Origin of the sequence: Pelomonas nitida (assembly GCF_043555975.1) — a bacterium.
GTDB lineage: Bacteria > Pseudomonadota > Gammaproteobacteria > Burkholderiales > Burkholderiaceae_C > Pelomonas > Pelomonas nitida.
In genome coordinates this window covers 1-23,500 of record NZ_JBIGIA010000025.1, presented here as the reverse complement: position 1 = coordinate 23,500, position 23,500 = coordinate 1, and the positions used below count along the sequence as shown (strand labels likewise).

Annotated in this window: 17 protein-coding genes; 12 read left to right on the top strand and 5 right to left on the bottom strand. The window is 68.4% G+C overall.

The genetic code is table 11. The features are described 5' to 3' along the window. Position 1: 1 nt before the first annotated feature. Positions 2 to 1,357 (bottom strand): MFS transporter, encoded by a 1,356-nt coding sequence (locus ACG00X_RS22360; protein WP_394491735.1) that lies wholly within the window; start codon positions 1,355 to 1,357, stop codon positions 2 to 4. 38 nt (positions 1,358 to 1,395) lie between these two features. Beyond that, complete coding sequence (locus ACG00X_RS22355; protein ID WP_394491733.1) at positions 1,396 to 1,917, bottom strand: gluconokinase; 522 nt, start codon at positions 1,915 to 1,917, stop codon at positions 1,396 to 1,398. Positions 1,918 to 2,324: 407 nt separating this feature from the next. On the opposite strand from ACG00X_RS22355, the gene ACG00X_RS22350 reads away from it, so the two are divergent. Genes ACG00X_RS22350 through malQ form a run of 4 tightly spaced genes read left to right on the top strand, consistent with a single transcriptional unit; the run spans position 2,325 to position 10,580 of the window. Continuing rightward, entirely contained in the window at positions 2,325 to 4,784 is a 2,460-nt protein-coding gene (locus tag ACG00X_RS22350; protein WP_394491731.1) for a glycogen/starch/alpha-glucan phosphorylase, read from the top strand. 4 nt (positions 4,785 to 4,788) lie between these two features. Then, complete coding sequence (glgB, locus tag ACG00X_RS22345; protein WP_394491729.1) at positions 4,789 to 6,981, top strand: 1,4-alpha-glucan branching protein GlgB; 2,193 nt, start codon at positions 4,789 to 4,791, stop codon at positions 6,979 to 6,981. 12 nt (positions 6,982 to 6,993) lie between these two features. Continuing rightward, the gene (glgX, locus tag ACG00X_RS22340) at positions 6,994 to 9,072 is read left to right on the top strand and encodes a glycogen debranching protein GlgX (protein ID WP_394491727.1); all 2,079 of its coding nucleotides are present in this window, start codon (positions 6,994 to 6,996) and stop codon (positions 9,070 to 9,072) included. Then, the gene (malQ, locus tag ACG00X_RS22335; RefSeq protein ID WP_394491725.1) at positions 9,069 to 10,580 is read left to right on the top strand and encodes a 4-alpha-glucanotransferase; all 1,512 of its coding nucleotides are present in this window, start codon (positions 9,069 to 9,071) and stop codon (positions 10,578 to 10,580) included. The genes glgX and malQ overlap by 4 nt, the downstream gene beginning before the upstream one ends. A gap of 23 nt (positions 10,581 to 10,603) precedes the next feature. Here malQ and ACG00X_RS22330 read toward each other — a convergent pair whose 3' ends face one another. Next, positions 10,604 to 10,990 (bottom strand): hypothetical protein, encoded by a 387-nt coding sequence (locus ACG00X_RS22330; RefSeq protein ID WP_394491723.1) that lies wholly within the window; start codon positions 10,988 to 10,990, stop codon positions 10,604 to 10,606. Between the two features lie 57 nt (positions 10,991 to 11,047). Next, a complete protein-coding gene (locus ACG00X_RS22325) occupies positions 11,048 to 11,410 on the bottom strand; it encodes a hypothetical protein (protein ID WP_394491721.1) in 363 nt (120 codons plus the stop codon). A 553-nt stretch (positions 11,411 to 11,963) separates the two neighbouring features. Between ACG00X_RS22325 and ACG00X_RS22320 the strand changes: the two genes are divergently transcribed. The 3 genes from ACG00X_RS22320 (at position 11,964) to ACG00X_RS22310 (ending at position 17,076) form a co-directional block, all read left to right on the top strand. Then, positions 11,964 to 13,697, top strand: coding sequence for a hypothetical protein (locus ACG00X_RS22320; protein WP_394491719.1), 1,734 nt, complete (start codon positions 11,964 to 11,966; stop codon positions 13,695 to 13,697). Between the two features lie 72 nt (positions 13,698 to 13,769). Further along, positions 13,770 to 15,467, top strand: a complete 1,698-nt coding sequence (locus tag ACG00X_RS22315) for a flavin monoamine oxidase family protein (protein WP_394491717.1) — start codon at positions 13,770 to 13,772, stop codon at positions 15,465 to 15,467. 748 nt (positions 15,468 to 16,215) lie between these two features. Continuing rightward, positions 16,216 to 17,076 (top strand): PEP-CTERM sorting domain-containing protein, encoded by an 861-nt coding sequence (locus ACG00X_RS22310; protein ID WP_394491715.1) that lies wholly within the window; start codon positions 16,216 to 16,218, stop codon positions 17,074 to 17,076. 453 nt (positions 17,077 to 17,529) lie between these two features. Here ACG00X_RS22310 and ACG00X_RS22305 read toward each other — a convergent pair whose 3' ends face one another. Next, positions 17,530 to 18,498: a LysR family transcriptional regulator gene (locus ACG00X_RS22305; RefSeq protein WP_394491713.1), complete on the bottom strand. Its 969-nt coding sequence runs from the start codon at positions 18,496 to 18,498 to the stop codon at positions 17,530 to 17,532. A gap of 96 nt (positions 18,499 to 18,594) precedes the next feature. On the opposite strand from ACG00X_RS22305, the gene ACG00X_RS22300 reads away from it, so the two are divergent. Genes ACG00X_RS22300 through ACG00X_RS22280 form a run of 5 tightly spaced genes read left to right on the top strand, consistent with a single transcriptional unit; the run spans position 18,595 to position 23,378 of the window. Beyond that, positions 18,595 to 19,821, top strand: coding sequence for a multidrug effflux MFS transporter (locus ACG00X_RS22300; protein ID WP_394491710.1), 1,227 nt, complete (start codon positions 18,595 to 18,597; stop codon positions 19,819 to 19,821). Continuing rightward, entirely contained in the window at positions 19,818 to 20,648 is an 831-nt protein-coding gene (locus ACG00X_RS22295; protein WP_394491708.1) for an SDR family oxidoreductase, read from the top strand. The genes ACG00X_RS22300 and ACG00X_RS22295 overlap by 4 nt, the downstream gene beginning before the upstream one ends. A gap of 2 nt (positions 20,649 to 20,650) precedes the next feature. After that, positions 20,651 to 21,199: a (R)-mandelonitrile lyase gene (locus ACG00X_RS22290; RefSeq protein WP_394491706.1), complete on the top strand. Its 549-nt coding sequence runs from the start codon at positions 20,651 to 20,653 to the stop codon at positions 21,197 to 21,199. Then, entirely contained in the window at positions 21,196 to 21,678 is a 483-nt protein-coding gene (locus tag ACG00X_RS22285; protein ID WP_394491704.1) for a (2Fe-2S)-binding protein, read from the top strand. The genes ACG00X_RS22290 and ACG00X_RS22285 overlap by 4 nt, the downstream gene beginning before the upstream one ends. Beyond that, positions 21,675 to 23,378, top strand: a complete 1,704-nt coding sequence (locus ACG00X_RS22280) for a xanthine dehydrogenase family protein molybdopterin-binding subunit (RefSeq protein ID WP_394491702.1) — start codon at positions 21,675 to 21,677, stop codon at positions 23,376 to 23,378. The genes ACG00X_RS22285 and ACG00X_RS22280 overlap by 4 nt, the downstream gene beginning before the upstream one ends. The last annotated feature ends 122 nt before the right edge of the window (positions 23,379 to 23,500 follow it).

The following is a 23,500-nucleotide window of genomic DNA, read 5'->3' as shown; positions in this document are numbered from 1 at the left end:
TTCAGGGCTGCAAGGTGGAGGGTTGGCGGGCGGCGAGGTCGGCCTGGATGCGCGCCATCGCCGCGTTGTCGAGCGTGTAGAAGCACAGCAGTACGGCGGCGATCAGCGTGAACGCGGCCGGAATGACCGACATCAGCAGCACGATGCCGGTCTGGGAGTCGCCAGACTGCACGGCGTTGGGCACATAGCCCAGCGCCGTGAACAGCGCACCGATGACGGCCACGGCGAGTGCCGTGCCGAGCTTCTGCGCGAATGAGCTGGCCGCAAAGGTCAGGCCCGTGGCGCGCCGGCCGTGGCGCCATTCGTTGAAGTCGGCGGTGTCGGCCAGCATCGCGAACGACAGCGGCGATTTCGGCCCGAGCGTCAGGCCCAGCGCGATCTGCAGCGCATACATCCACCCGATCGCGTCGCTGGGCACATACAGGAAGGCCGCCGACAGCGCGGTGGACAGCAGCATCAGCCCGATCATCAGCCGGCGTTTGTCGATGAAGCGTGTCAGCAGCGGCGTGCAGGCCGTGCCGGCCGCGGCGGCCAGCAGATAGGCCGGCACGAAGCTGCCGAGCAGCTCCGGCCGATGCACCACGTACTTGAAGTAGTAGGCCGCGCTGGTCATGCGCAGCGTGATGCTGCCCATGATGATGAGCGCCAGGAAGAACAGCAGCACCCAGGGGCGGTTGCGGCGCAGGTCGGCCAGGTCTTGCAGCACGCCGGCGGCGCGGGCCTGCGGCGGGCGCACGCGCTCGGTCGTCGTGGCGAAGGTGATGGCCAAGATCAGCGACGCGGCCAGGCCCCAGATGCACATCGTCAAGGTCCAGCCGCGCGCGGCATCGCCCTGGCCCAGCCAGGCCACGAGCCGGGGCGACGCGGCCGTGACGAGCGTGCCGCCCGCGAAGCCAGCAACGAAGCGCGCCGCGTTGATGGCGTTGCGTTCGCGGGCGTCGCCGCTGATGACGCCCGACAGCGCGCTGTAGGGCAGGTTGACGCTCGTGTAGAGGGTCATCAGCAGCAGATAGGTCACGCTGGCCCAGGCCAGCTTGCCCGCCGGGCCGAGGTCGGGCGTGGAAAACGCCAGCACGGCGACAACGGCCAGCGGCAGCGGCATGAAGAGCAGATAGGGCCTGAAATGGCCCCAGCGGGTGCGTGTGCGGTCGGCGAAGGCGCCGATCAGCGGGTCGGTGAAGGCATTGGCGATCTTCACGACGAACAGCATGGTGGCCGCCGCCGCCGCGCTGATGCCGAACACGTCGGTGTAGAACATCAGCAGGAACGTGGCGATGTGCGTCCAGTAGAAGTTGAACCCCATGTCGCCGAGGCCGTAGCCCAGGATCTCGCACCGGGTGAGCGGGCCGCGGGCCATGGTGTCGGGCGCTGTGGGCGTTGACCGCCCGACGCGGCTCATGGCCGCAGTTCCGACGTGGCCTGGCGCAGCCACGCGCAGGTCTGGGCACACAGCGCGTCCACCGGCAGCCGGCCGTCGAGGTGCAGCACGCCGGGTTCGGCGGTGGGCGGCTCGAGGGTGTCGAACTGGCTGTCGACGAGGCTGGCGGCGAAGAAGTGGCTGGCGCGCGCGCTCACGCGGCGGCGGGACTCGGCCTTGTCGATGTCTAGGAACGCGAAGCGCAGGCCGGGTGACGCGGCGCGCAGCTGGTCGCGGTAGGCGCGCTTGAGCGCGGAGCAGGTCATCACGAGGCGGGGCTCGCGGCGCAACTCTTCGCACAGCCGCGCCAGCCAGCTTGCACGGTCGTCATCGGTGAGTGGCTCGCCGCGCGCCATCTTGCGGCGGCTGGCCTCGCTGTGAAATTCGTCGCCCTCCAGCCAGCGCTGCGCCAGCTGTGCCGCCACGGCGGCGGCCAGCGTGGATTTGCCGCAGCCGGCAACGCCCATGACGACCAGTGAGCCAGGTGAAGGGGCGGTCATGTCGATGGGCGGATTTGTGTTGACTGGATAGCGCTATCCTAACTTCAGCCAGGCACTCACGCGTCGGTGGGTTCGGCGGCAAGCGGCCATGCGACGGCTTCGAATTGCGGACGGTTCATGAGCTTTGTAGTCAACGTACAAGCCAGTTTTTTGGTTGATTCGCGGGAGCTGGTCGTCAATCCGTGTTGAATCCAACGATCGGTGACAGGATTTGTTCGAAGTTGAGGCTGATGTAGTGCAACTACATCAACGTTTTGCAGGCTGAGGCTTGGGGTCGTGATGTCGCTCCGGTAGCATCAGCTCGCGAGTGACTGGACTGACGGGCGGCGGATGCCGAGGCCGCCGTGCAGCCTCGCCGGCGCCGTGCCAGCCGTTGAACGCACTTCCAAGGTTCCAAGGTCACCGCGATGAAGCCGCCCGCTGCCCCTGACGTCTGCGCTGAAACCCTGGCGATGCGCGCCGCCTTTGAGGCGGCGTACGAGCGCGAGCTCTCCCAGTCCAGCCATGGGCCGACGCCGCAGGCCGCGCTGCACGCCGCCGCTATCGCCTGCCGCGAGACGCTGGCGCGCCGCTGGGCCGCCACGCAGGCCGCCGACGCGCAGCGCGGTGACGAGGCGCCCGTGCGACGCGTGCACTACCTGTCGATGGAGTTCCTGATGGGGCGGGCGCTGTCCAACGCGCTGGCCGCGTTGAAGCTGACCGAGCCGCTGGCGGCCCGGCTGGCTGAGCAAGGCCTGGCCCTGGGTGATGTGCTGGAGCACGAGCCCGATGCGGCGCTGGGCAACGGCGGCCTGGGGCGGCTGGCGGCCTGTTTCCTGGATTCGTTCGCGGAGCTGGGGCTGCCATCGTTCGGCTACGGCCTGCGCTACCGCTACGGCACGTTCGCCCAGGTCATCCAGCAGGGCCGCCAGCTGGAACAGCCCGACGACTGGACACGCGACTCGCCGGCGTGGGAGTTGCCGCGCCATGACCTGCGCTACCCCGTCGGCTTCGGCGGCCGCGTGGAGGTGGATGCCGGCGGGGTGCGCCGCTGGCTGCCGGCCGAGCGCATCGAGGCGCAGGCGTTCGACTTTGTCGTGCCCGCGCACCACAGCGAGCGCGTCTCGACGCTGCGGCAATGGCAGGCCACCGCCGCGCCCATCGCTTTCACGCCGTTCTGCGAGGGCGACTACCCACGCGCCGCACGCCACCAGGTGCTGGCCGACGCCATCAACTGGGTGCTGTACCCGGACGACTCCAGCGAGGCCGGGCGCGAACTGCGCCTGAAGCAGGAGGCTTTTCTCGTCAGCGCGTCGCTGCAGGACCTGCTGGCGCGTCATCTGCGCGAATTCGGCAGCCTGCACCAGCTCGGCACGGCCAATGCCATCCACCTCAACGACACCCACCCGGCGCTGGCGCCGGCCGAGCTGATGCGCCTGCTGCTCGACGAGCACGGCCTGGGCTGGGATGAGGCCTGGACGATCACGCGCCAGGCCGTGGCCTACACCAATCACACGTTGATGCCTGAGGCGCTGGAGACCTGGCCGGTGCGCATGTTCGAGCGCCTGCTGCCGCGCCATCTCGAGATCATCTACGAGATCAACCACCGCTTCCTGGGTGAGCTGCGGGGCCGCTTCCCCGGCGACGACGGACTGGTGGCGCGCCTGTCGCTGATCGACGAGGGCAGCCAGGGCGGCGAGCGCCGCGTGCGCATGGCGTCGCTGGCGCTGGTGGCCTCGCACCGCGTCAACGGCGTGGCGGCGCTGCACTCGGCGTTGATGGTGCAGACCATCTTTGCGGACTACGCCCGCATCTGGCCCGAGCGCTTCCACAACGTGACCAACGGCGTCACGCCGCGGCGCTGGCTGCAGCAGGCCAACCCGGCGCTGTCGGCGCTGCTGGACAGCCGCATCGGTGACGGCTGGCGCCAGAACCTCGCGGCGCTGGCCGAGCTCAGGCCCCTGGCCGCCAACCGCGAGCTGGGCGAGCAGTTCCTGGCCGTCAAGCGGGCCAACAAGGAGCGGCTGGCTGCGGTCATCCAGCGTGAGCTGGGCCTCGCGGTCCGTGTCGACAGCCTGTTCGACATCCAGATCAAGCGCATCCACGAGTACAAGCGCCAGCTGCTGAACCTGCTGCACGTCATCGCCCGCTACCAGGCCATTGGCGACAACCCCGACGCGGCCTGGGTGCCGCGCACGGTCATCCTCGCCGGCAAGGCGGCGTCGGCCTACCAGATGGCCAAGAGCATCGTGCAGCTGGCGCACGACGTGGCCCGCGTCATCAACAGCGACCCGCGCGTGGGCGACAAGCTCAAGCTCGTGTTCCTGCCGAACTACGGCGTCACGCTGGCCGAGCGCATCATCCCGGCGGCCGACCTGTCGGAGCAGATCTCGACCGCCGGCACCGAGGCCTCGGGCACCGGCAACATGAAGTTCGGCCTGAACGGCGCGATCACCATCGGCACCTGGGACGGCGCCAACATCGAGATGGCCGAGGCTTGCGGCGTGGAAAACATGTTCGTGTTCGGGCTGCGCGCCGATGCCGTCGCCAAGATCAAGCAGCTGGGGCACGACCCGCGCCGGTACGTGGAAGAAAATCGTCAGCTCAAGCGCGTCATCGAGGCCGTCTCCTCCGGCGCCTTCAGCGATGGCGATGCGGCGCGCTATCGCCCGCTCGTCGACAGCCTGCTGCAGCACGACACCTACCTGCTGATGGCCGACTTTGCCGACTACGTGGCCACCCAGGCCCAGGTCGACCGGCTGTTCGCCGACCGTGCGGCCTGGGCCGAGCGCGCGCTGCGCAACATCGCGGGCATGGGCCCGTTCTCGTCCGATCGCACGATCGCCGAGTACGTGGACCGTGTCTGGTCCGCGAAGAGCCTGAACTGACGCGATGCTCACTGACGCCGACCTCGACGCCCTGCTGTCCGGCCTCCACGCCGACCCCTTCTCGCGGCTGGGGCTGCACGCCGACGATGCCGGCCGGCTGTGGGTGAGGGCGCTGCTGCCCGGTGCGGCCGAGGTGGCCCTGCTGGACGCCGACAGCCACAAGCGCATCGTCGAGCTGGCGCCGCGCCGCGACGGCCTGTTCGAGGCCCAGGTGCCCCGGCGCAAGCACCGCTTCGACTACCGGTTCGCCGTGCGCTGGGCCGGGGGCGGCGAGGGCGTCTATGCCGACGCCTACGGCTTTCTGCCCCAGTTGGGGGGCGACGAGCTGAAGGCATTTGCCGAAGGGCGGCACATGCGGCCATGGCTGATGCTGGGGGCGCATCCGGTGCAGCATGGCGACGTGAGCGGCGTGCGCTTTGCGACCTGGGCGCCCAACGCGCGGCGCGTCAGCGTCGTGGGCAGCTTCAACAACTGGGACGGCCGCCGCCACCCCATGCGCTTGCGCCACGAGGCCGGCGTGTGGGAGATCTTCGTGCCGCACGCGGCCGAGGGCGATCTCTACAAGTTCGAGGTCATCGCGGGCAACGGTGAGCTGCTGCCGCTGAAGGCCGACCCCTATGCCCGCCGTGCGCAGCTGCGCCCGGAGACGGCCAGCATCGTCGCGCCGCTGCCCGAACGCACGCCGCTGCCGCGCCAGCGCGAGCGTGCCAACCGGCGCGAGTCGGCCATCAGCGTCTACGAAGTGCATGCGGCGTCCTGGCGCCGAGCTGCGTCGGGCGACTTCCCGAGCTGGGACGAACTCGCCGCACAGTTGCCGGCCTATGCGGCCGACCTCGGCTTCACCCATGTGCAGCTGATGCCCATCACCGAGCACCCGTTCGACGGCTCCTGGGGCTACCAGACGCTGGGGCTGCACGCGCCCAGCGCGCGCTTCGGGCCGCCCGAGGGCTTCGCGCGCTTCGTGAAGGCCTGTCACGACCGCGGGCTGGGCCTGCTGCTGGACTGGGTGCCGGCGCATTTCCCGACGGATGCCCACGGCCTGGCCGAGTTCGATGGGTCCCGGCTGTACGAGTACGCCGACCCGCGCGAGGGCTTCCACCGCGACTGGAACACGCTGATCTACAACTTCGGCCGCACCGAGGTGCGCCAGTTCCTGATCGGCAGCGCGCTGTACTGGATCGAGCGCTGGGGCGTGGACGGCCTGCGCGTGGACGCCGTGGCCAGCATGCTCTACCGCGACTACTCGCGCCCGGCTGGGGAGTGGATTCCCAACCTGCGCGGCGGCCGCGAGAACCTCGAGGCCATCTCGCTGCTGCGCGAGATGAACGAGCAGGTCGGCGACGTCGAGGGTGCCATCACCGTGGCCGAGGAGAGCACCAGCTTCCCCGGCGTCTCGGCGCCCACCTACGCGGGTGGCCTGGGCTTTCACTACAAGTGGAACATGGGCTGGATGAACGACACCTTGCGCTACATGGCCGAGGACCCGATCAACCGCCGCTGGCATCACGACAAGATGAGCTTCGGCCTGGTCTACGCGTTCAGCGAGAACTTCGTGCTGCCCCTCTCGCATGACGAGGTCGTGCATGGCAAGGGCTCGATGCTGGCCAAGATGCCCGGCGACCCGAACGATGCGAATGAGTGGCAGAAGTTCGCCAATCTGCGCGCCTACTACGGCTTCATGTGGGGGCACCCGGGCAAGAAGCTGCTGTTCATGGGCCAGGAGTTCGCTCAAGCCCGCGAGTGGAACCACGCCGAATCGTTGCCCTGGGGCCTGCTGGAGGACGAGCGCCACGCCGGCGTGCAGCGCCTGGTGCGCGACCTCAACAAGCTCTACCGGGAGCAGGCGGCGCTGCACCGGCTGGACTGCGAGCCCGGCGGCTTCGAGTGGATCAGCGCGCACGATGCCGAACACGCCATCTACGCCTGGGTGCGCCGCGACGGCACGGGCCGCATGGTCATCGTGGTCTGCAACATGACGCCGGTGCCGCGCGACGGCTACCTGCTGGGCGTGCCGGACGGCGTGACGGCCTGGCGCGAGGCGCTCAACACCGACTCCGCCTACTACGGCGGCAGCAACAGGGGCAACGGCGTGGCCGCAGCCGGCCTGCCGGTGCAGTCACAGCCTGCGCACGGGCGGCCGTTGTCCATCGCGATCCACCTGCCGCCACTGGCCACGCTCTTCTTCGTTCCCATCTGAGTCTGCAGTTCCATGGCTCATCTTCCTGAAATCCAACCTGGCTGGCATGAGCCGCTGGGCGCGCTCGCGCGCGACGGTGGCGTCAACTTCGCCGTCTTCAGTGAGAACGCCACGCGCCTCGAGCTGTGCGTGTTCGACGCCGAGGGCCAGCGCGAGCTGCGCCGCTATACGCTCGACGGCCCGCATGACGGCGTATGGCACGGCTTCCTGCCGGGCGTCGGGCCGGGGCTGGTCTACGGGCTGCGCGCCCACGGGCCTTATGCGCCGGAGCAGGGCCATCGCTTCAACCCGCACAAGCTGCTGCTGGACCCCTATGCGCGCGAGATCGTCGGCCACTTCGGCTGGCGCGCCGAGCACCTGGGCTACGAGCTGGGCCACCCCGACGGCCCACGCTCACTGGACGCCCGTGACAACGCGGCGCAGGCGCTGAAGGCGCGCGTCGCGCCGCCGCCGGTGGCCCATGGCCGGCCGCACCAGCCGCGCCGCGCGCCGGCGGACGTGGTGCTCTACGAGGTGCACGTCAAGGGCTTCTCCAAGTTGCTGCCCGGCGTGCCGCCGGAGCTGCGCGGCACCTACGCCGGCCTCGCGCATGCCGCGTCGATTGCGCACTTCAAGCGGCTGGGGGTGACGACGCTGTCGCTGCTGCCGGTGCACTACAGCGTCGATGAGTCGCACCTGGCCGAGCGTGGCCTGCACAACTACTGGGGCTACAACACGCTGGGCTTCTTCTGCCCCGACCCACGCTGGGCCCAGGCCGCGCATCGCCACGACCCGACGGCCGTGGCGGCCGAGTTCCGGCAGATGGTCAGCGCGCTGCATGAGGCCGGGCTGGAGGTGGTGCTGGACGTCGTCTACAACCACACGGCCGAAGGCAGCGAGTTCGGCCCCACGCTCTCCTTGCGCGGGCTGGACAACAAGAGCTGGTATCGGCTGGTCAGCGGCGACTGGAGCCGCTACGAGAACCTCACCGGCTGCGGCAACACGCTGCACTGCTCGCATCCGCGCGTCACGCAGTTCGTGCTGGACTCGCTGCGCTACTGGGTGGCCGAGATGGGCGTGGACGGTTTCCGCTTCGACCTGGCGCCGGTGCTGGGCCGCAGCTCCCAGGGCTTCGACCCCGCCGCGGCCTTCTTCACCGCGCTGCGCCAGGACCCGGTGCTGGCCGGCGTGCATCTCATCGCCGAGCCCTGGGACGCGGCGTACGACGGCTACCAGGTGGGCCGCTTTCCGGGGCGCTTTCTGGAGTGGAACGACAAATTTCGCGACGCCGTGCGCGGGTACTGGCTGGGCGTGGGCCAGGGTGTCGGGCGCGGGGAGCTGGCGCGGCGCTTCCTGGCTTCCAGCGATGTCTTCCACCACGGCCAGCGGCAGCCGATGGCGTCCGTCAACTTCATGACCGCCCACGACGGCTTCACGCTGGCCGATCTGACCAGCTACAGCAAGAAGCACAACCAGGCCAACGGCGAGGACAACCGCGATGGCCGCGATGGCGAGCTGTGCGCCAACTTCGGCGTGGAGGGCGCGACGGAGGACGCCACCATCAACGCCACGCGCGACCGCGTGCGCCGCGCGATGCTGGCCACGCTGCTGCTGGCACAGGGCACGCCCATGCTGTGCGCGGGTGACGAGATCGCCAACAGCCAGGGCGGCAACAACAACGCCTACTGCCAGGACAACGAGACCACCTGGTTGAACTGGGCCCGCGCCGACGACCGGCTGACGGGCCTGGTCGCTGCGGCGCTGACGCTGCGCGCCCGTGAACCGCTGCTGCGCCACCCGCGTTGGTTCGCCAGCGGGCCGTCGGAGGCCAGCATCGCCTGGTACGGGCCTGGCGGCCAGGAGATGACGCCCAGCGACTGGCACGACGCCGGCCAGCGTGCCTTCGGCGCGCAGCTGCGCGAAGCTGCGGCAACCGTGCCCCGGCTCATGATCGTCTTCAACCCCGACCCCGGCCCGCAGCCCTTCCTGCTCTGCAACGGGCCGTGGCAAGTCGTGTTCGACAGCGGGGGCGAGTCGGCCTCGCCCCCGGTCCCTCCCGGCTTGCCGCTCAGCGTGCCGGCCCGTTCACTCCTCGTCCTGCGCCGCGTATGAACCTGAACCAACGCGCTTCCGGCGTGCTGCTGCACATCACGTCGCTGCCCGGGCCACACGGCATGGGCGATTTCGGGCCCGATGCCTATCGCTTCGTCGATTGGCTGCGCTCCGCCGGGCAGTCCATCTGGCAGCTGTTGCCCACCACGCCCATCGGGCCCGGCGACAGCCCCTACCAGGGCGTGTCGGCGTTCGCGGGCAGCCCGTGGATGGTGGCGTTGGAGCCGCTGATCGCCAAGGGCTGGCTCGCGCAGCCCGAGGTGCCGGCGTTCAATGCCGAGCAGGTGGACTACGGCGGCGTCACGCCCTGGCGCGAGCAGCAGTTGCGCGCCGCGGCGGACGGGTTCTTCGCCCGCGCGGCGGCGGCCGACCGCGCGGCCTTGGCTGCCTGGTGCGAGGCTCAGCACAGCTGGCTGGACGACTACACCCTCTTCATGGCCATCCGCTCCCCGCTGAACGGCCAGCCATGGTGGGCCTGGGAAGACGGCCTGAAGCGCCGCGACGCGAAGGCGCTGGCGGCCGCGCGCATGCGCCATGCCGACGAGATCGCCTTCTGGCAGTTCGTGCAGTGGCAGTTCGATGTGCAGATCCGTGCGCTGAAGGCCTATGCGAACGAGCACGGCGTGCATCTGATGGGCGACCTGCCCATCTTCGTGGCCCACGACAGCGCCGACTGCTGGTCGCGCCCCGACCTGTACGCCCTCGACGAGAACTTCCAGACCACCGTCGTCGCCGGCGTGCCGCCCGATGACCTCGGGCCGCTCGGCCAGCGCTGGGGCAACCCGCTCTACCGTTGGGACAGGATGGCCGCCGACGGCTATGCCTGGTGGACGGCCCGCGTGCGGCGCGCGCTGAGCCAGGCCGACCTGTTCCGCATCGATCACTTCCGCGGCTTTGCCGGCTATTACGAGATTCCGGCCAGCAGCCCCGACGCCCAGCAGGGCTGCTGGCGCACCGGCCCGGGCATGGCGCTGTTCGACGCCATCAACACCGCGCTGGGCCCGCTGCCCATCGTGGCCGAGGACCTCGGCATCATCACGGAGGACGTGCACGCGCTGCGCGACGACTGCGGCTTTCCGGGCATGAAGATCCTGCAGTTCGCCTTCGGCGCCGAGGCAGACCACGTGTACCTGCCGCACAGCTGGCCGGCCAGTTCGGTGGCCTATACCGGCACGCATGACAACGACACCGTGCGTGGCTGGTGGAACCAGGCCAAGCCGCGTGAGCGCGCGTTCGCGGGAGCCTACCTGGCATGCGGTGAGCACGACATCCACTGGGCCATGATCCGCGCCTGCGCCAACTCGGTGGCCAACATGGCGGTCTACCCGCTGCAGGACGTGCTGGGCCTGGACAGCGCCCACCGCATGAACGTGCCCGGCGTGCTGGGCGGCAACTGGGGGTGGCGCTTTTGCTGGGACTGGATCGGTGCGGAACCCACGCGCGTGCTGGGTCTCATCACGGCCGCAGCCGGGCGCGGTCCGTTCGAGCTGTTGCGTCTGCCCGCGTGAACCCGGCGGGCCTGGTGCGCGGTTTACGTGTCCGACGGGGCCTTGATCTGCGCAACGCGGCTGAGCCGGCTGCCGTCACGCGGCACCAGGGTCACGACTTGAGGGCAACGCAAACATGCCGCGCCAAGGTTCTCCGCATACCAGCGGCAGGTGGCGCGGATCTGGCATGGCGGCAGCGCGTCGACCACCGGCGCCAGGCCCTCGACGATGCGCCTGCCCAGGCCGCAAGTGTGACCGTCGAATTGCGCGCATCTGGATGTCTCGCAGCGGGCCGAAAAGCGGAACACGGCGACGGGGTCCACCGGCAGTGCCGCCATCACGTCGGCGCCCACCGTCGCATCCGCCCTCAAGTAGGCGATGCGCGGCTCGTCGGCGCTTCCTTCAAGGACGCCAAACACCTTGGCGTCCAACATGTCCGGCTGTGCGCTGGGGCAGGTCCAGGCCTGCGATTTCTCTTCCATCGGGAGTCAGAGCTCGCGAAGTTCGCCGATGCGACCGCGCTCGATGAAGCCGGCAATGATCTGCTTGTTCACGATGAAGGTGGCGGCGTCGGCTTTGATCCCCTGTGCCTTCAACTGCTTGGTGACATCGGTGGCGAATTCGTGCGCCAGACTGGCATCGGCCAGGACGCGGCCCACGAGGTCCCACTTGTGCACGATGTTCTCGGGTTGAACTTCCAGCTGCAGTTTCTTGGCTGAAATGCCGACCGCCTTGTTGATCGCCGCCGTCAGCTTGGCGGCAGGGATGGCGGTGGCAAGCGTCTTCGTCGTGGCCATGTTGTCCCCTTTTGGTGGATCGCCAATTCCACCGAGCGGGGCGCGCGGAGTCATCATTAATTCTCGGGACGCTGTTGCCGTTTCTGCACGCACTGTTCCGTCGGCGCCAGGTGTTGCCGCCAGGCGGTCGTGTGTGGCGTCCACGGTCCGATGGCGGGACGTGCGGTGGGGGTGGCGCAAAGCCAGCAGAGGCAGCGATCGCCAGGGCCTGCCCGGCGTGGTGGGTGCGCCTTGCGCAGCCGGCTGCAGGTACTTGGAGCGCATCCACAAAAGAGAGGATGCGGGCCCGGACGTGGACGGCTCACAGCGCCATACTGGCTAACACGTTACGCAAGGGCGCATCGTCTGGGTGCGTGCCTTGGCGGTTGTCCCTTTCGTTTGCACGTATCCCGCAGGCACTTTCTGTGTTGGGCTGGGGCCGGTGATGAAGTCGCTCGCTCCCCACCACGAGTTCAGCAGCTTTTAAGTCTCAGTTGTCGCGCGCGTCGGGCCGTGCCTAGCAAGGCAGCCGATGTGCAGACGTTCGCGCCTTGGCCTGGCGGGGGGCGGGGCGCAGGGGCATTGCGCCACGGGTCGAACAGCACGTCGTTCCTGTCGGAGGTCTTGTATGTTCAAGCGCGTCGATCGCCGCACTGCGGCGGCCACCTGGGCTCTGTCGTTCCTGGTCGCGGCGCAAGCCGTTGCCGGCGAAGCGGTCTGCGGAAAGCCGCCCAACACGGCGGGCAACAACATCCGCTACGTGTCCTACTTCCTCAGCAAGCCGCAGGATGCGGCCCAGTGCTCGATGAAAGTGGTGGACGGCCGGGTCGTGGTGCAGCAGCCGACTTCCAACCCGGCCATGAGCTGTCCCGACATGTTCTCGTGGAAGCTGTTCGCCGAGGCGGTGAAAGACGAGTTCTGGAAGAAATGGTCGGCCGATCAGCAAACCTGGCCAGGCGAGAGTTGCCCCGATGGGGATCCCAAATGTCAACCACCGTTGCCGATGTGCGCGCCGGGGCGCAGCGGTGCCAATTGCTGCGACCCCGATGCGAAGAACAACCCCGGCTACAACGACCCGCGCAACCCGGCGAAGTTCTGCCCGTTCTTCCCGGGGGATCATCTGGCGCAGTTCCCGTCAGGCATGCCGGAGCGGATCGGCTCAGTGCCTTCGAAGGCGCACACGGTGAGCTTCGCGGCAGATCCGTTGCTGCGGGCCAGGCTTGTCGACGAAACACCGGGGCGCAAGATTCGCCAGTCCATGGCGGAGATCGTGTTCCGGAACAAGCCCATGTTCGACTACGTGTTCCGCAACAACCTCTATCACCAGGAGGGTGTGATCGAGGTGTTTCGCCGCAATGCAGACAACATCGCGAAGGGGCGGACCAGCGGCGCGCCTTATCGCATCGCGAACGAGACGGGCGCCATCACCGAGATCGACTTCCCGGCCAACGCGGTGATGATCAAGAGCGACTGGCTGTCCAAGGAGCGTGCCCTGCAAATGGGGCTGAAGGACGATCCGGAGTACCCGTACATCAAGATGAACATCACGTCGGCCGTGACGGACAACAACGGCACCATCCTCGAGCCGGGTGAGCATTGGTTGGTCGCAGCGCATTTCTCCTCCAAGGACATTCCGAACTGGGTGTGGACCACCTTCGAGCATGTGCACAACCCGGGGCGCTGTGACTACACCGGGTGCAATGACTCCTACGGTTACCGCTCGCCCGACACGGTGCAGAAGGGGCAGGCCACCAACTACACGAGCCCGCACCTGATGTGCGACAACTTGCCGCTGCCGTCCTGGGTGTTTGATCCGGGCAAGAAGTACGACGGCGGCGTGACCAGCCCTGGGCTTGCGGATGTGTTCCGCGCGCTGAGCATTGGTGCCAGGGACAACGGGACGCTCGTGCCGCGATTCACCGATCGTGCGTGGCTGTCCTACCGTCTCAAGGGGTCGCAGGTGAATTTCAACGATTCGATGGGGCGTCCCACCAACCTGGGAAATTCGGTGACGGAAGGCGGCTTCGTGACCACCTCGTCGTGCATGACCTGCCATGCGCGCGCCGGCTCTTCAGCCAAGGGGACGCTCCCGCCCGCCCTGGGTGTGTTTGTGAACGGGTTGACGGATTCCGGCTACCTGCCAGGCGCGCAGGGGCTGCCGATCCCGGACTGGTTCCACCGAAGCGGCCAGCCGCCGACCTTGAACGTCCTGCAGACGGATTTCGTCTGGGGCTTCCTGACTGCCAATTGCCTCACGCCGACCTGTCAACCCCCGATGGCGGCTGCGGCGCCAGCCGTCGAGACCCAGGTGGCCAAGCCGCGGCTGCCGTCGTCGGCGCGTGAGCGCTCAGAGCGACGGTAAAGCTCGTTACTCGCCTTGTCCGATGGCCGGGCGGCTCGTCGCCCGGCACACGCGTAGCCCAGGAGGACGACGATGCCATTCATTGCCAGCGCGGGTCAGGCCGCGACAGGCGCGAACTACGTTCCGCCGCTGACCTATGTCGACGTGCTCTACGACCACGCCGGTTATCTGGCGGCCCACCAGGGGCGGCTCGGCGCCAGTAGCCTGGCGGGGTCCAGTGTCGGCATCGTCGGCGCCGGCATCGCCGGTCTGAGCGCGGCCTACCTTCTCGCAGCCCAGGGTGCGCAGGTCACGGTGTTCGAGGCCAGCAAGCGCGCGGGTGGCCGCGTCTACTCGATGAAGCCGGTGAAGGACGACCCGGCCCTCTTCGAACTGGGCGCGATGCGAGTGCCGCCGTCTGAGCAACTGTTCCGGTACTTTGCGACGCTGTTCGGCGTCAAGCCAGGCGGGCAGTTCCCCGATCCCGGCAAGGTGTTCACTCAGATCGTCTTCCAGAACCAGACCCTGGATTGGCCGGCGGGCGAGCCGCCTCCAGCGGCATTCAGCACCGTGCATCAAGCGTGGGAGAGTCTGGCCGGATCGGTGGGCGGCATTCAGCAAGACCTGGCCGACCCGGCCACCTTCGCCGACGCGCGGCAAGCCTGGCAGCGGCTGGTCTACAGCGCGCAGCCTCCCGGGCCCGAGCAGGGCTACAGCACCATCTCGTTTTTCCAGGGGCTGGTGCAGGCCTTCGTCGAGAACTATGCGCAGTACGGACTGACGGCGCCCTGGGGGCCCCAGGAATTCGCCTTGTTCGGCGCCTTGGGCGTGGGCTCGGGCGGCTTCGGGCCGCTGTACCAGGTCAATTTCGCCGAGATCATGCGGCTGATCGTCAACGGGCTCGAAACCGACCAGCAGTTCTATCCAGGCGGCTTGAGCGCACTGACCGACGGATTCCTGGCGGCGGTGGGCGGGTCGATTCGCTACGAGTCCAAGGTGAACATCGTCTATGCGGACCCCGCCTCGCGGAAGGTTCTCGTGGGCGTGGAGGCTGGCCCCGGGCCTGCCTACTCGTTTGACGCGGTCATCATCGCGACCACGACGCGTGCGATGCAGGTCGATATGGGGCTCACTGAACCGCCGCCACGCGTGACGCCTCAGTTGAGCGCAGCACAGGGTACGGCCATCCGTGAGCTGCACCTGATGAACTCGTCCAAGCTGTTCGTGCTGACAAAGTCGAAGTTCTGGATCCCTGCGAATGGCCAGCCTGCGACCTTGCCGGCCAACATCCAGACCGACGGCCTGGTGCGAGGGTTGTATTGCCTGGACTACGGGGCGCAGTCGAAATACGGGGTTGTACTGGTCAGCTACACCTGGGGCGACGACTCCACGAAGACGATTGCGATCAAGGGCGCCGACGAGCGGCTGCGCCTGCTGCTGAATTCGCTGGCGCCAGCCGTCCCGGCATTCGTCGAAGTGCTGCGCTCGCAGATCGTGCCCGGCTCGGCGACGCTGGTCGACTGGCAGGACCAGCGACAGTTCTACGGTGCATTCAAGCTCAACTACCCCGGCCAGGACCCGCTCAATCAGGCGCTGTACTACCAGTTCCTGAGCAGTCCCAATGGCATCTACCTGGCCGGCGACAGCGTGGGCTGGTGCGGTGGCTGGATTGAAGGTGCCTTGCAGACGGGCGTGAACGCGGCATCGGCCGTGGTCGCTCAGTTGGGTGGCCAGCTGTATCCGCACAGCCCGATGACGCAGACAGCCGACCTCTATCAATACGGGCCTTAGCGGCACGCGGCCAAGGCGCGGTGCAGGCTTCAGATTGACGGCAGGCTTGCCGAGCGATGCGGGGCTGCAGGGCCGCGCGACGACCTGGCTGACGCAAGGCATGTTGCGCCGCCGAGTGCTGCGGTGCGATGAGGCGCGGTGCTGGCCGAACGGGTGCAGGGCCGCAGGTCGCTCGGCGGTGACCCGGAGGTCACGGCAAGGCCACCGGCAAGAGGCGCGCTGGCCGTCGCCTTTGGTGCAATGGCATCCGTTGCCACGGCAGTGCGGTGGTCAAGTGTTGCTTGCTAGTCCAGCGAATCAGTGAAATCGGTGGTGCGCAGGGGGCTGGCCGGGCTGGCGGCAAGGCGCAGCGCTTGCCGGGTGCCTACACGCCTGCGCGCTTGCGCCTTGATTGCGGCTGGCCAGGGGCTCACGCACCACCGATTTCACTGATTCGCTGGACTAGCGCCCCGACCGCATGGAAACGGCGGCGGCGGTGACGGCGGCGGGACACGAACAGGCGAATGCATGGCGCGTCGGTCGGTGCGGGCGTGATGCGGGCTGCCTATCGGCCTCGATGCTGGCCCCAGGGGACGTGTAGCCCGGAGCGTCCGGCCGCTGCGTCCCCCGACATACGGGGGCCCACCTGAAGCGGGGAGTCCATGCCGCGTGGTCATGGTGCTAGGCTCATTCGGAGTCATTGAAGTGATGTCTTTTATTTGACTCCGGTCTCTTGAACAGAGGCTGCATAACGTATCAGGGAGTGGTGATGATGCGATGCGATGAAACCTCGCGATGGCTGACTCAGCGGTTGCTGGGCCACGGGGCGGTCCAGGCGGTCGATCAGTGGCTGCGACGGGCACGGCATTGGGCTGTGGTGGGCTCGATCATCACCGCCGTAGCCGGCAGTCCCGGCGCGGCGTTGGCCGTGACGACGGTGGCCGTCGATGCCGGCGTGGCAGGCGTGCCGCCCGTGCTGGCCACAGGCTTCACGGGCTCGGAGTGGTCGGTGATCCACTTCACCGACACCATGGGCAATTTCGTCGAAAGAGGCTACCTCGATCTGAGCGCCTACGTGGTCGCGGGGAGCGCTGTGCCGCCGTCCGGCCATTCGTTGTATGCGAGCTTTGATGTCAACACGACCGGGCTCAGCACGGCCACGATCTATTCCGCGCTGGGTGATGCCAGCTTTGGGTTTGATGCCGTGACCGGTGCCGCGAAGGTGGCCTTGGAAGCCGGCGTTACCCCGACAGTTCTGGCCACCGGCATTTTCAGCGCGATGACTCCGACGAACAGTGCGACGGGGCTGGGCTTCACGGCCTTGCTCACCTTCACGCAGCTCAGTGGGCTGTCCATCGACCTGGCACCAGGCCATGCGTTGGTCATGCAAATTGACGCCGACCATCCGTTTCAATCGACGACGCCTTTTTCCGAGGTCACGGCGCTGACGGCGCCTGTGGGCGAGGGGGGCGCCAGCGTGACGGTGGGCTACCGCATCGTCGGTGGCCGCGACACGCTCAACTTCGCCGTCGCCGCAGTGCCGGAGCCATCTGCTTGGGCGCAGTTGCTGCTCGGTGGGCTGCTCATCGGCGCGGTGTGGCAGCGGCGGCGCTTCTCGGAAGGGTCGTAGGAAGGCGTGGAATTGAGGCCGCGCTGAACACGCTGTTGCGTTCGAGCGTGCGTCGCGCCGACGTCTTGCCTGCTCGAATTGACGCCGTGTCGCCGCGCCCATGCCGAGTTTCTCGGCCGTTTTGAGGCGGCCGCCGGGTCGCTCGCCCACTTGCGGACGCGCTCATGCCAACGGGCGCTTGCGCGTGCTGCCGATGTTCGGCAAGCCCGAGGCCACGAGCGCTCGCGTCGCGTTCTTCGGCAGGCCTTTGTGGCGGACCTTGCTGAAGCCGAACTGGCCCAGCGGCTGTGAATGGGCAGCTCCGGGAAGGCATCGAGTACCTGCCCGGAGTGCGGTTGTCGAGGTGTGGGCTGCCCATCGCATCTGACAGGCCGCAGCGGCTGATGGCTGACCTCAGCCGTGGCGAACGGCTGGCGGCAGTGATTCGTGATGCAGCCAAGCCGCCCCGTGAATTCAGCGCTGTCGCGCTCGGCCCTTCACGGCTGCTGCCTGTCTGATCTCGCTGGCGCTCAGCACAAAGGCCGGGGTGTCCAGCAGGCGCTGAATGGCGAGGTCGATGAAGGCACGGACGCGCTTGGGTTGGGCGGTGCGGTTGCCGTAGTAGAGGTGCACGCCGATGTGCTCGCTGATGTGCTGGGTCAGCACCGGCACCAGTCTCCCGGCGCGAATGTAGGCGGCGGCGGACAGGTTGGCGATCTGGCCGACGGCCTGGCCGGCGAGCACGGCCAGCACCTCCAGTTCGGTGTCATTGGTCGACAGTGCCGGCACGACATGCCGGTGCACGATCTCACCGTCGATGTTGAGGTACCAGGCCAGCACCTGGCCGGTGGCCGGGTGGCGGAAGGCGCTGCAGCGGTGGTTGGACAGGTCTTCCAGCGATGCAGGCACGCCATGCTGTTGCAGGTACTCCGGAGACGCGCAGATCAGCAATTGCACGGGGAACAGACGTCGTGCGATGACGCCTTCGTCCGCCGACGCGCCTATGCGAAAGCCCACATCCACCCGGTCCATGACCCAATTGCTGATCCCATCGTCCAGTTGCACATCGGGCTGCACGTCGGGATACATGCGGCAGAACTCTTCCAGCACCGGCATCAGGATGCCGGCAAAGGTACTGCGCGGCCCGACGATGCGCAGCGGGCCGGCGATCTCGTCCTGCGACTGGCGCGCCTGATCCAGCGCTCGCTGCAGTTCGGCCAACGCCGGCCGAGTGGCTTCCAGCAGGCGCTGGCCTTCGTCGGTCAGTGCCAGGCTGCGCGTCGTGCGGTGCAGCAGCCGTACACCCAGGTGATCCTCCAGCTGGGCGATGGTCTGGCTGGCGGCCTGCGGTGTCACGCCCAGGCTCTGCGCGGCACGGCGGATGCTGCCCAGCTCCACCGCTTTGGCAAAAGTCGAGATCGAACGCAGTTCATTGATGGGCATCGGTGTTCCCGGCTTTCTATTGGCAAGTTTTGGTTGATTGTGGTGCAAGGGCTGTCGGGCTAGTGGCTTGACGGCGGTCTGCCTACATTGACGGCCATGCCCCGTCCAGCCACCACCGCCACACCCACTGCACCGCCCGCGGCCGCCGGCTGGGTCTTCATGGCACTGCTGGCCGCGCTGATGGCATTCACGTCGTTGTCGACGGACATCTATCTGCCTGCCATGCCGCAGATGCAACATGACCTGGGCGGTGATGTGGAGCTGACCATTGCCGGCTTCCTGGTCGGTTTCGCAGTGGCGCAGCTGGTGTGGGGGCCCGTCAGCGATCGCATCGGGCGACGACGTCCGCTGGTGATGGGCGTGCTGCTGTTCATCGTCGGTTCCGTCGGCTGCGCGTTGGCGCAGACGCTGCCTCAGATGGTTGCCTGGCGGGTCGTGCAGGCCTTCGGCGCTTGCACCGGGCCCATGCTGGCCCGCGCGATGGTGCGAGACCTGTTCGCGCGCACGCAGGCGGCACAGACGCTTTCCACGCTGACCGTCGTCATGGCCATTGCGCCCATCGTCGGTCCCTTGCTGGGCGGGCAGGTGGTGCGCATCAGCAACTGGCATGCGGTGTTCTGGCTGCTGGCGGCCATTGGTGTGCTGATGCTGCTGGCCCTGCGTGCGCTGCCCGAAACCCTGCCCACCGCGCGGCGTGCGACCACGCCCTGGACGGTCGCGCCGGCCGACTACCTGAGCCTGCTTCGCAACCGGGCTTTCATGGGCTACACGCTGAGCATCACTTTCTTCTACATGGGTGCGTACGTCTTCATCGTCGGCTCACCCTTCGTCTACCTCAGCCATTTCCATGTCGATCCGCAGCACTACGGCTGGCTGTTCGGCATCAACATCGTTGGCGTGATGGCGCTCAGCGCCGTCAATCGCCGGCTCGTGAACCGATTCAGCCTCGACGTGCTGCTTCGCGCGGCGACCGGCGTCGCGGCGCTCGCCATGGCGGCTGGCGTCACGCTGGTGGCGTGGCACCCGGATGCGCTGTGGGCGTTTGCGCTGCCAGTGTTCGTGTTCTTCGCCACCAACGGCATTGCCGCGGCCACCTCCACGGCAGCGGCGCTGGACGCGGCACCGCGCACGGCCGGCTCGGCTGCCGCGCTGATCGGTGCGCTGCAGTACGGCAGCGGCATCGTGTCCTCGGTCGCGCTGGCCGCGCTGCGCTCGCGCGGCCCGCTGGTGTTGGTGCTGCTGATGGGCCTGTTTGCAACGGCCTCGGCAGCCATGGCGTTCTGGCGCGCGCCATCTTCCAGAAACAAGGAGTTTTCGACATGAGTTCCCGGAACAGCGCCGACGTGCAGGCGTTGACTGTGCTGGTCGTGGGTGCCACCGGCAGCGTCGGGCGCCTCGTGGTTGCCGAGGCGTTGGCCCGGGGGCACCGCGTGCGTGCGCTCGTGCGCAATGTGACGCGCGCCGCCTTCCTGCCTGCCAAAGCCCAACGAGTGGTGGGCGACCCGACGGACGAGGCCACGCTGGCGGGCGCCGTGAGCGGCATCGACGCCGTCGTGTTCACGCATGGTTCGTCGACCGGACGGCGCGTGGATGCCGAGCGGGTGGATTACGGTGCCGTGCGCAACGTGTTGCGCGCACTGGATGGCCGCGCCGTCCGGGTGGCGCTGATGACCGCCATCGGTGTGACCAACCTTCTGGGCGAATACAACCGCCGCACAGGCGCACACGACTGGAAGCGCCGCAGCGAGCGCCTGCTGCGCGCCAGCGGCCTGGCCTACACCATCGTGCGCCCGGGCTGGTTTGACTACAACGCGCCCGATCAGCTGGCTCTGCGTCTGCTGCAGGGCGACCGCCGCCAGGCGGGTGACCCCAGCGACGGTGTCGTGGCGCGCCGCCAGATCGCCGAGGTGCTGGTCGCCAGCCTGAGCAGCGAGGCCGCCAGGGGCAAGACCTTCGAGCTCATTGCCGAGCGCGGGCCGGCGCCGCAGCGGCTGGAGTCCTTGTTCGACGGGCTGGACGTCGACCTGCCGGCCGCGCTGGACGGCGTTTACGACAGCACCAACATGCCCTTGCACTGCGAGCCCGAGAACGTGCGCGACGACCTGCGCCAGCTCGCGCCTGCCGGATTGCTGCTCACCGAAAGGAGATGACCATGAAACACCTCATCGCCTCTGCCACGCTGGCGGGCGCCGCGCTGTCCGCCAGCGCCGCGGAGGCCGGCGCGGCCGAGCTGACCGTCAGCCGCGCTGGCACGCGCAGCGTGGCCACGGCACCGGCCGCGAACTTCACCGGCAATGTCACGGTTGAGATGCTGTTCAGCCCCAGCGCACACGAACGTGCGTCGGCCGGCAGCGTCAGCTTTTCGCCGGGCGCGCGTACCGCCTGGCATACCCACCCGTTGGGCCAGACGCTGATCGTGACCGCAGGCGTGGGCCGCGTGCAGCGCGAGGGCGGGCCGGTGATGGAGATCCGCGCAGGCGACGTCGTGCGCATCCCGCCCCACACGCGCCACTGGCATGGTGCGGCGCCGGACAGCGCGATGACCCACATCGCGCTCACCGAGGCGCTGGATGGCCGCGCCGTGGATTGGGCGGAGCCGGTCGCCGACGCGCAGTACGGCGTGGCGCCACTCGCTGCCGCCGCAGCGTCTGCGCCACCGGCAGCTCAGGGTCAGACGCCAACCGGGAGGAGCACGCCATGACCCTTCGCCTCGATGTGAACGGCAGCCTGCGTGAGGTCGATGCCGACCCGGACAGCCCGCTGCTGTGGGTGCTGCGCGATGAGTTGAAGCTGGTCGGCACCAAGTTCGGATGCGGCATCGGTCAGTGCAGTGCCTGCACCGTCCACATCAACGGCGCGGCCGTGCCGTCCTGCCAGATGCCGGCCGGCGCGGCGCAGGGCCAGGCCATCCGAACCATCGAAGGCCTGGCGCGTGGCGAGGTGCTGACCGCCGTGCAGCAAGCCTGGCTCGAACACGACGTGGCGCAGTGCGGCTACTGCCAGGCCGGGCAGATCATGAGCGCCACCGCACTGCTGGCACAGACGCCGCGACCGAGCGAGCGCGAGATCGACGACTTCATGTCGCGCCACCTGTGCCGCTGCGGCACCTACACGCGCATACGCGCCGCGATACGGTCTGCCGCCGAGCGGCTGAGCGCCAACACAGGGAGCCAGTCATGAGCCTGGACACGCTGGAGATGGCCGATCTGCGCCATCTGGTGGAGGGTGTCGAGCGTGTCTGGGCGCGCATGGACGATGAGCCTCAGGTCCAGGCCCAAGCGGCGCCGGGCCTGTCGCGTCGCGGCTTCATGAGCTATGCCGCCGGCATCGGGGGTGGGCTTCTGCTCGCCGTCGGCGCGGGTACGCCGTCCCCTGCCAGCGCCCAGGCGCTGCCGCGCCCGGCGCAGCCCTTCAGCCCGGGCGCCTACGTGCGCATCGCGCCCGACGGCCGCATCACGCTGTACTCGAAGAACCCGGAGATTGGCCAGAACATCAAGACCGCGTTCGGGCTGATCCTTGCCGAGGAGCTCGACGCGCGCTGGCCCGACGTGGTGGTGGAGCAAGCGCCGGTCGACTTGGTGTACGGCGCGCAGTTTTCCGGCGGCTCGCTGTCCGTGGCCCAGGCCTGGATGACGCTGCGCCAGGCCGGTGCCGGCGCGCGCGCGATGCTGCTGGCCGCGGCCGCACAGCGCTGGAGCGTGCCGATGGCCGAGCTGACCACCTCCGAGAGCACGGTGCGCCACGCCGCCAGCGGACGCACGCTGCGCTATGGCGAGCTGGCGACCGCAGCGGCAGCCTTGCCGGTGCCGCAGGTGGAGCAGCTGACGCTCAAGGATCGGAAGAACTTCAAGCTGCTCGGCCGGCGGCACCGCAATGTCGACGGCCGCGCGATCGTCACGGGCCAGCCGCTCTACGGCATCGACGTGCAACTGCCCGACATGCGCGTGGCCGTGTTCCAGAAGTGCCCGATGGTCTACGGCAAGGTCAAGTCGGCCAATCTCGACGAGGTCCGGCGCCTGCCCGGCGTCGAGCAGGCCTTCGTCGCTGAAGGCACCGGGAAGCCGACCGAGACGCTGGCGGGCGTGGTGATCATCGCGAAGAACACCTGGTCCGCGCTCGCCGCGCGGCGCGAGCTCGTCGTCGTCTGGGACGACGCGGCGGCATCCAAGGACAGCTGGACGCATTGCACCGAGCAGGCAACGCAGCGGATGCGCAAGCCGGTCGGCGAGCAGATCGTCCAGTCCGGTGGCGGCGTCGACGAGGCGCTGGCCGCGGGGCGTCGCGTCCAGGCGCAGTACACCTACGGCTTCGTCGCCCACGGCCAGCTGGAGCCGATCAATTGCACCGCCTGGTATCGGCGCGACAGGGCAGGCGACAGCTTGACCTTGTGGGCACCGTCACAGACGCCCACCGCCGGCCGCGCCCTCGTCGCCCGGCTGTTGGCGCTGCCGGTGGAGAAGGTGGAGGTGCACCAGCAGCGCATCGGCGGCGGCTTCGGGCGGCGCCTGGTCAACGACTACATGGTCGAGGCGGCGTTCATCTCGCGCCAGGCTGGCGGCATCCCGGTCAAGCTGATGTGGACGCGCGAAGACGACATGGAGCACGACTTCCTGCGCCCGGGCGGCTTCATGGCCTTCCAGGGCGCGCTCGATGGCCAGGGCCGGCTCGCGGCGTGGAACTCGCACCTGGTGCACTTCAACAGCGAAGGCGGCGCGGCCGTCACCGCGGCCAACTGGCAGCCCAACGAGTTCCCGGCGCTGCACCTGGCCAACTACCGGGCGTCGCAGACGCTGCTGCCGCTGAAGATGCCCACCGGCTCGCACCGCGCGCCGGGCTCCAACACCGCCGCCTGGGTCGTGCAGTGCTTCCTGCACGAGTGACCTTGCCCCCGAAAACCGTCTCCCTTGCTGAGTGATTCAATGCAAGCAAGGAGAGTGGGAATGACGAAGCCGAAGGCGGCGCCGAGGGCGCGCTACACGATGGAGTTCAAGCAGGAGGCCGT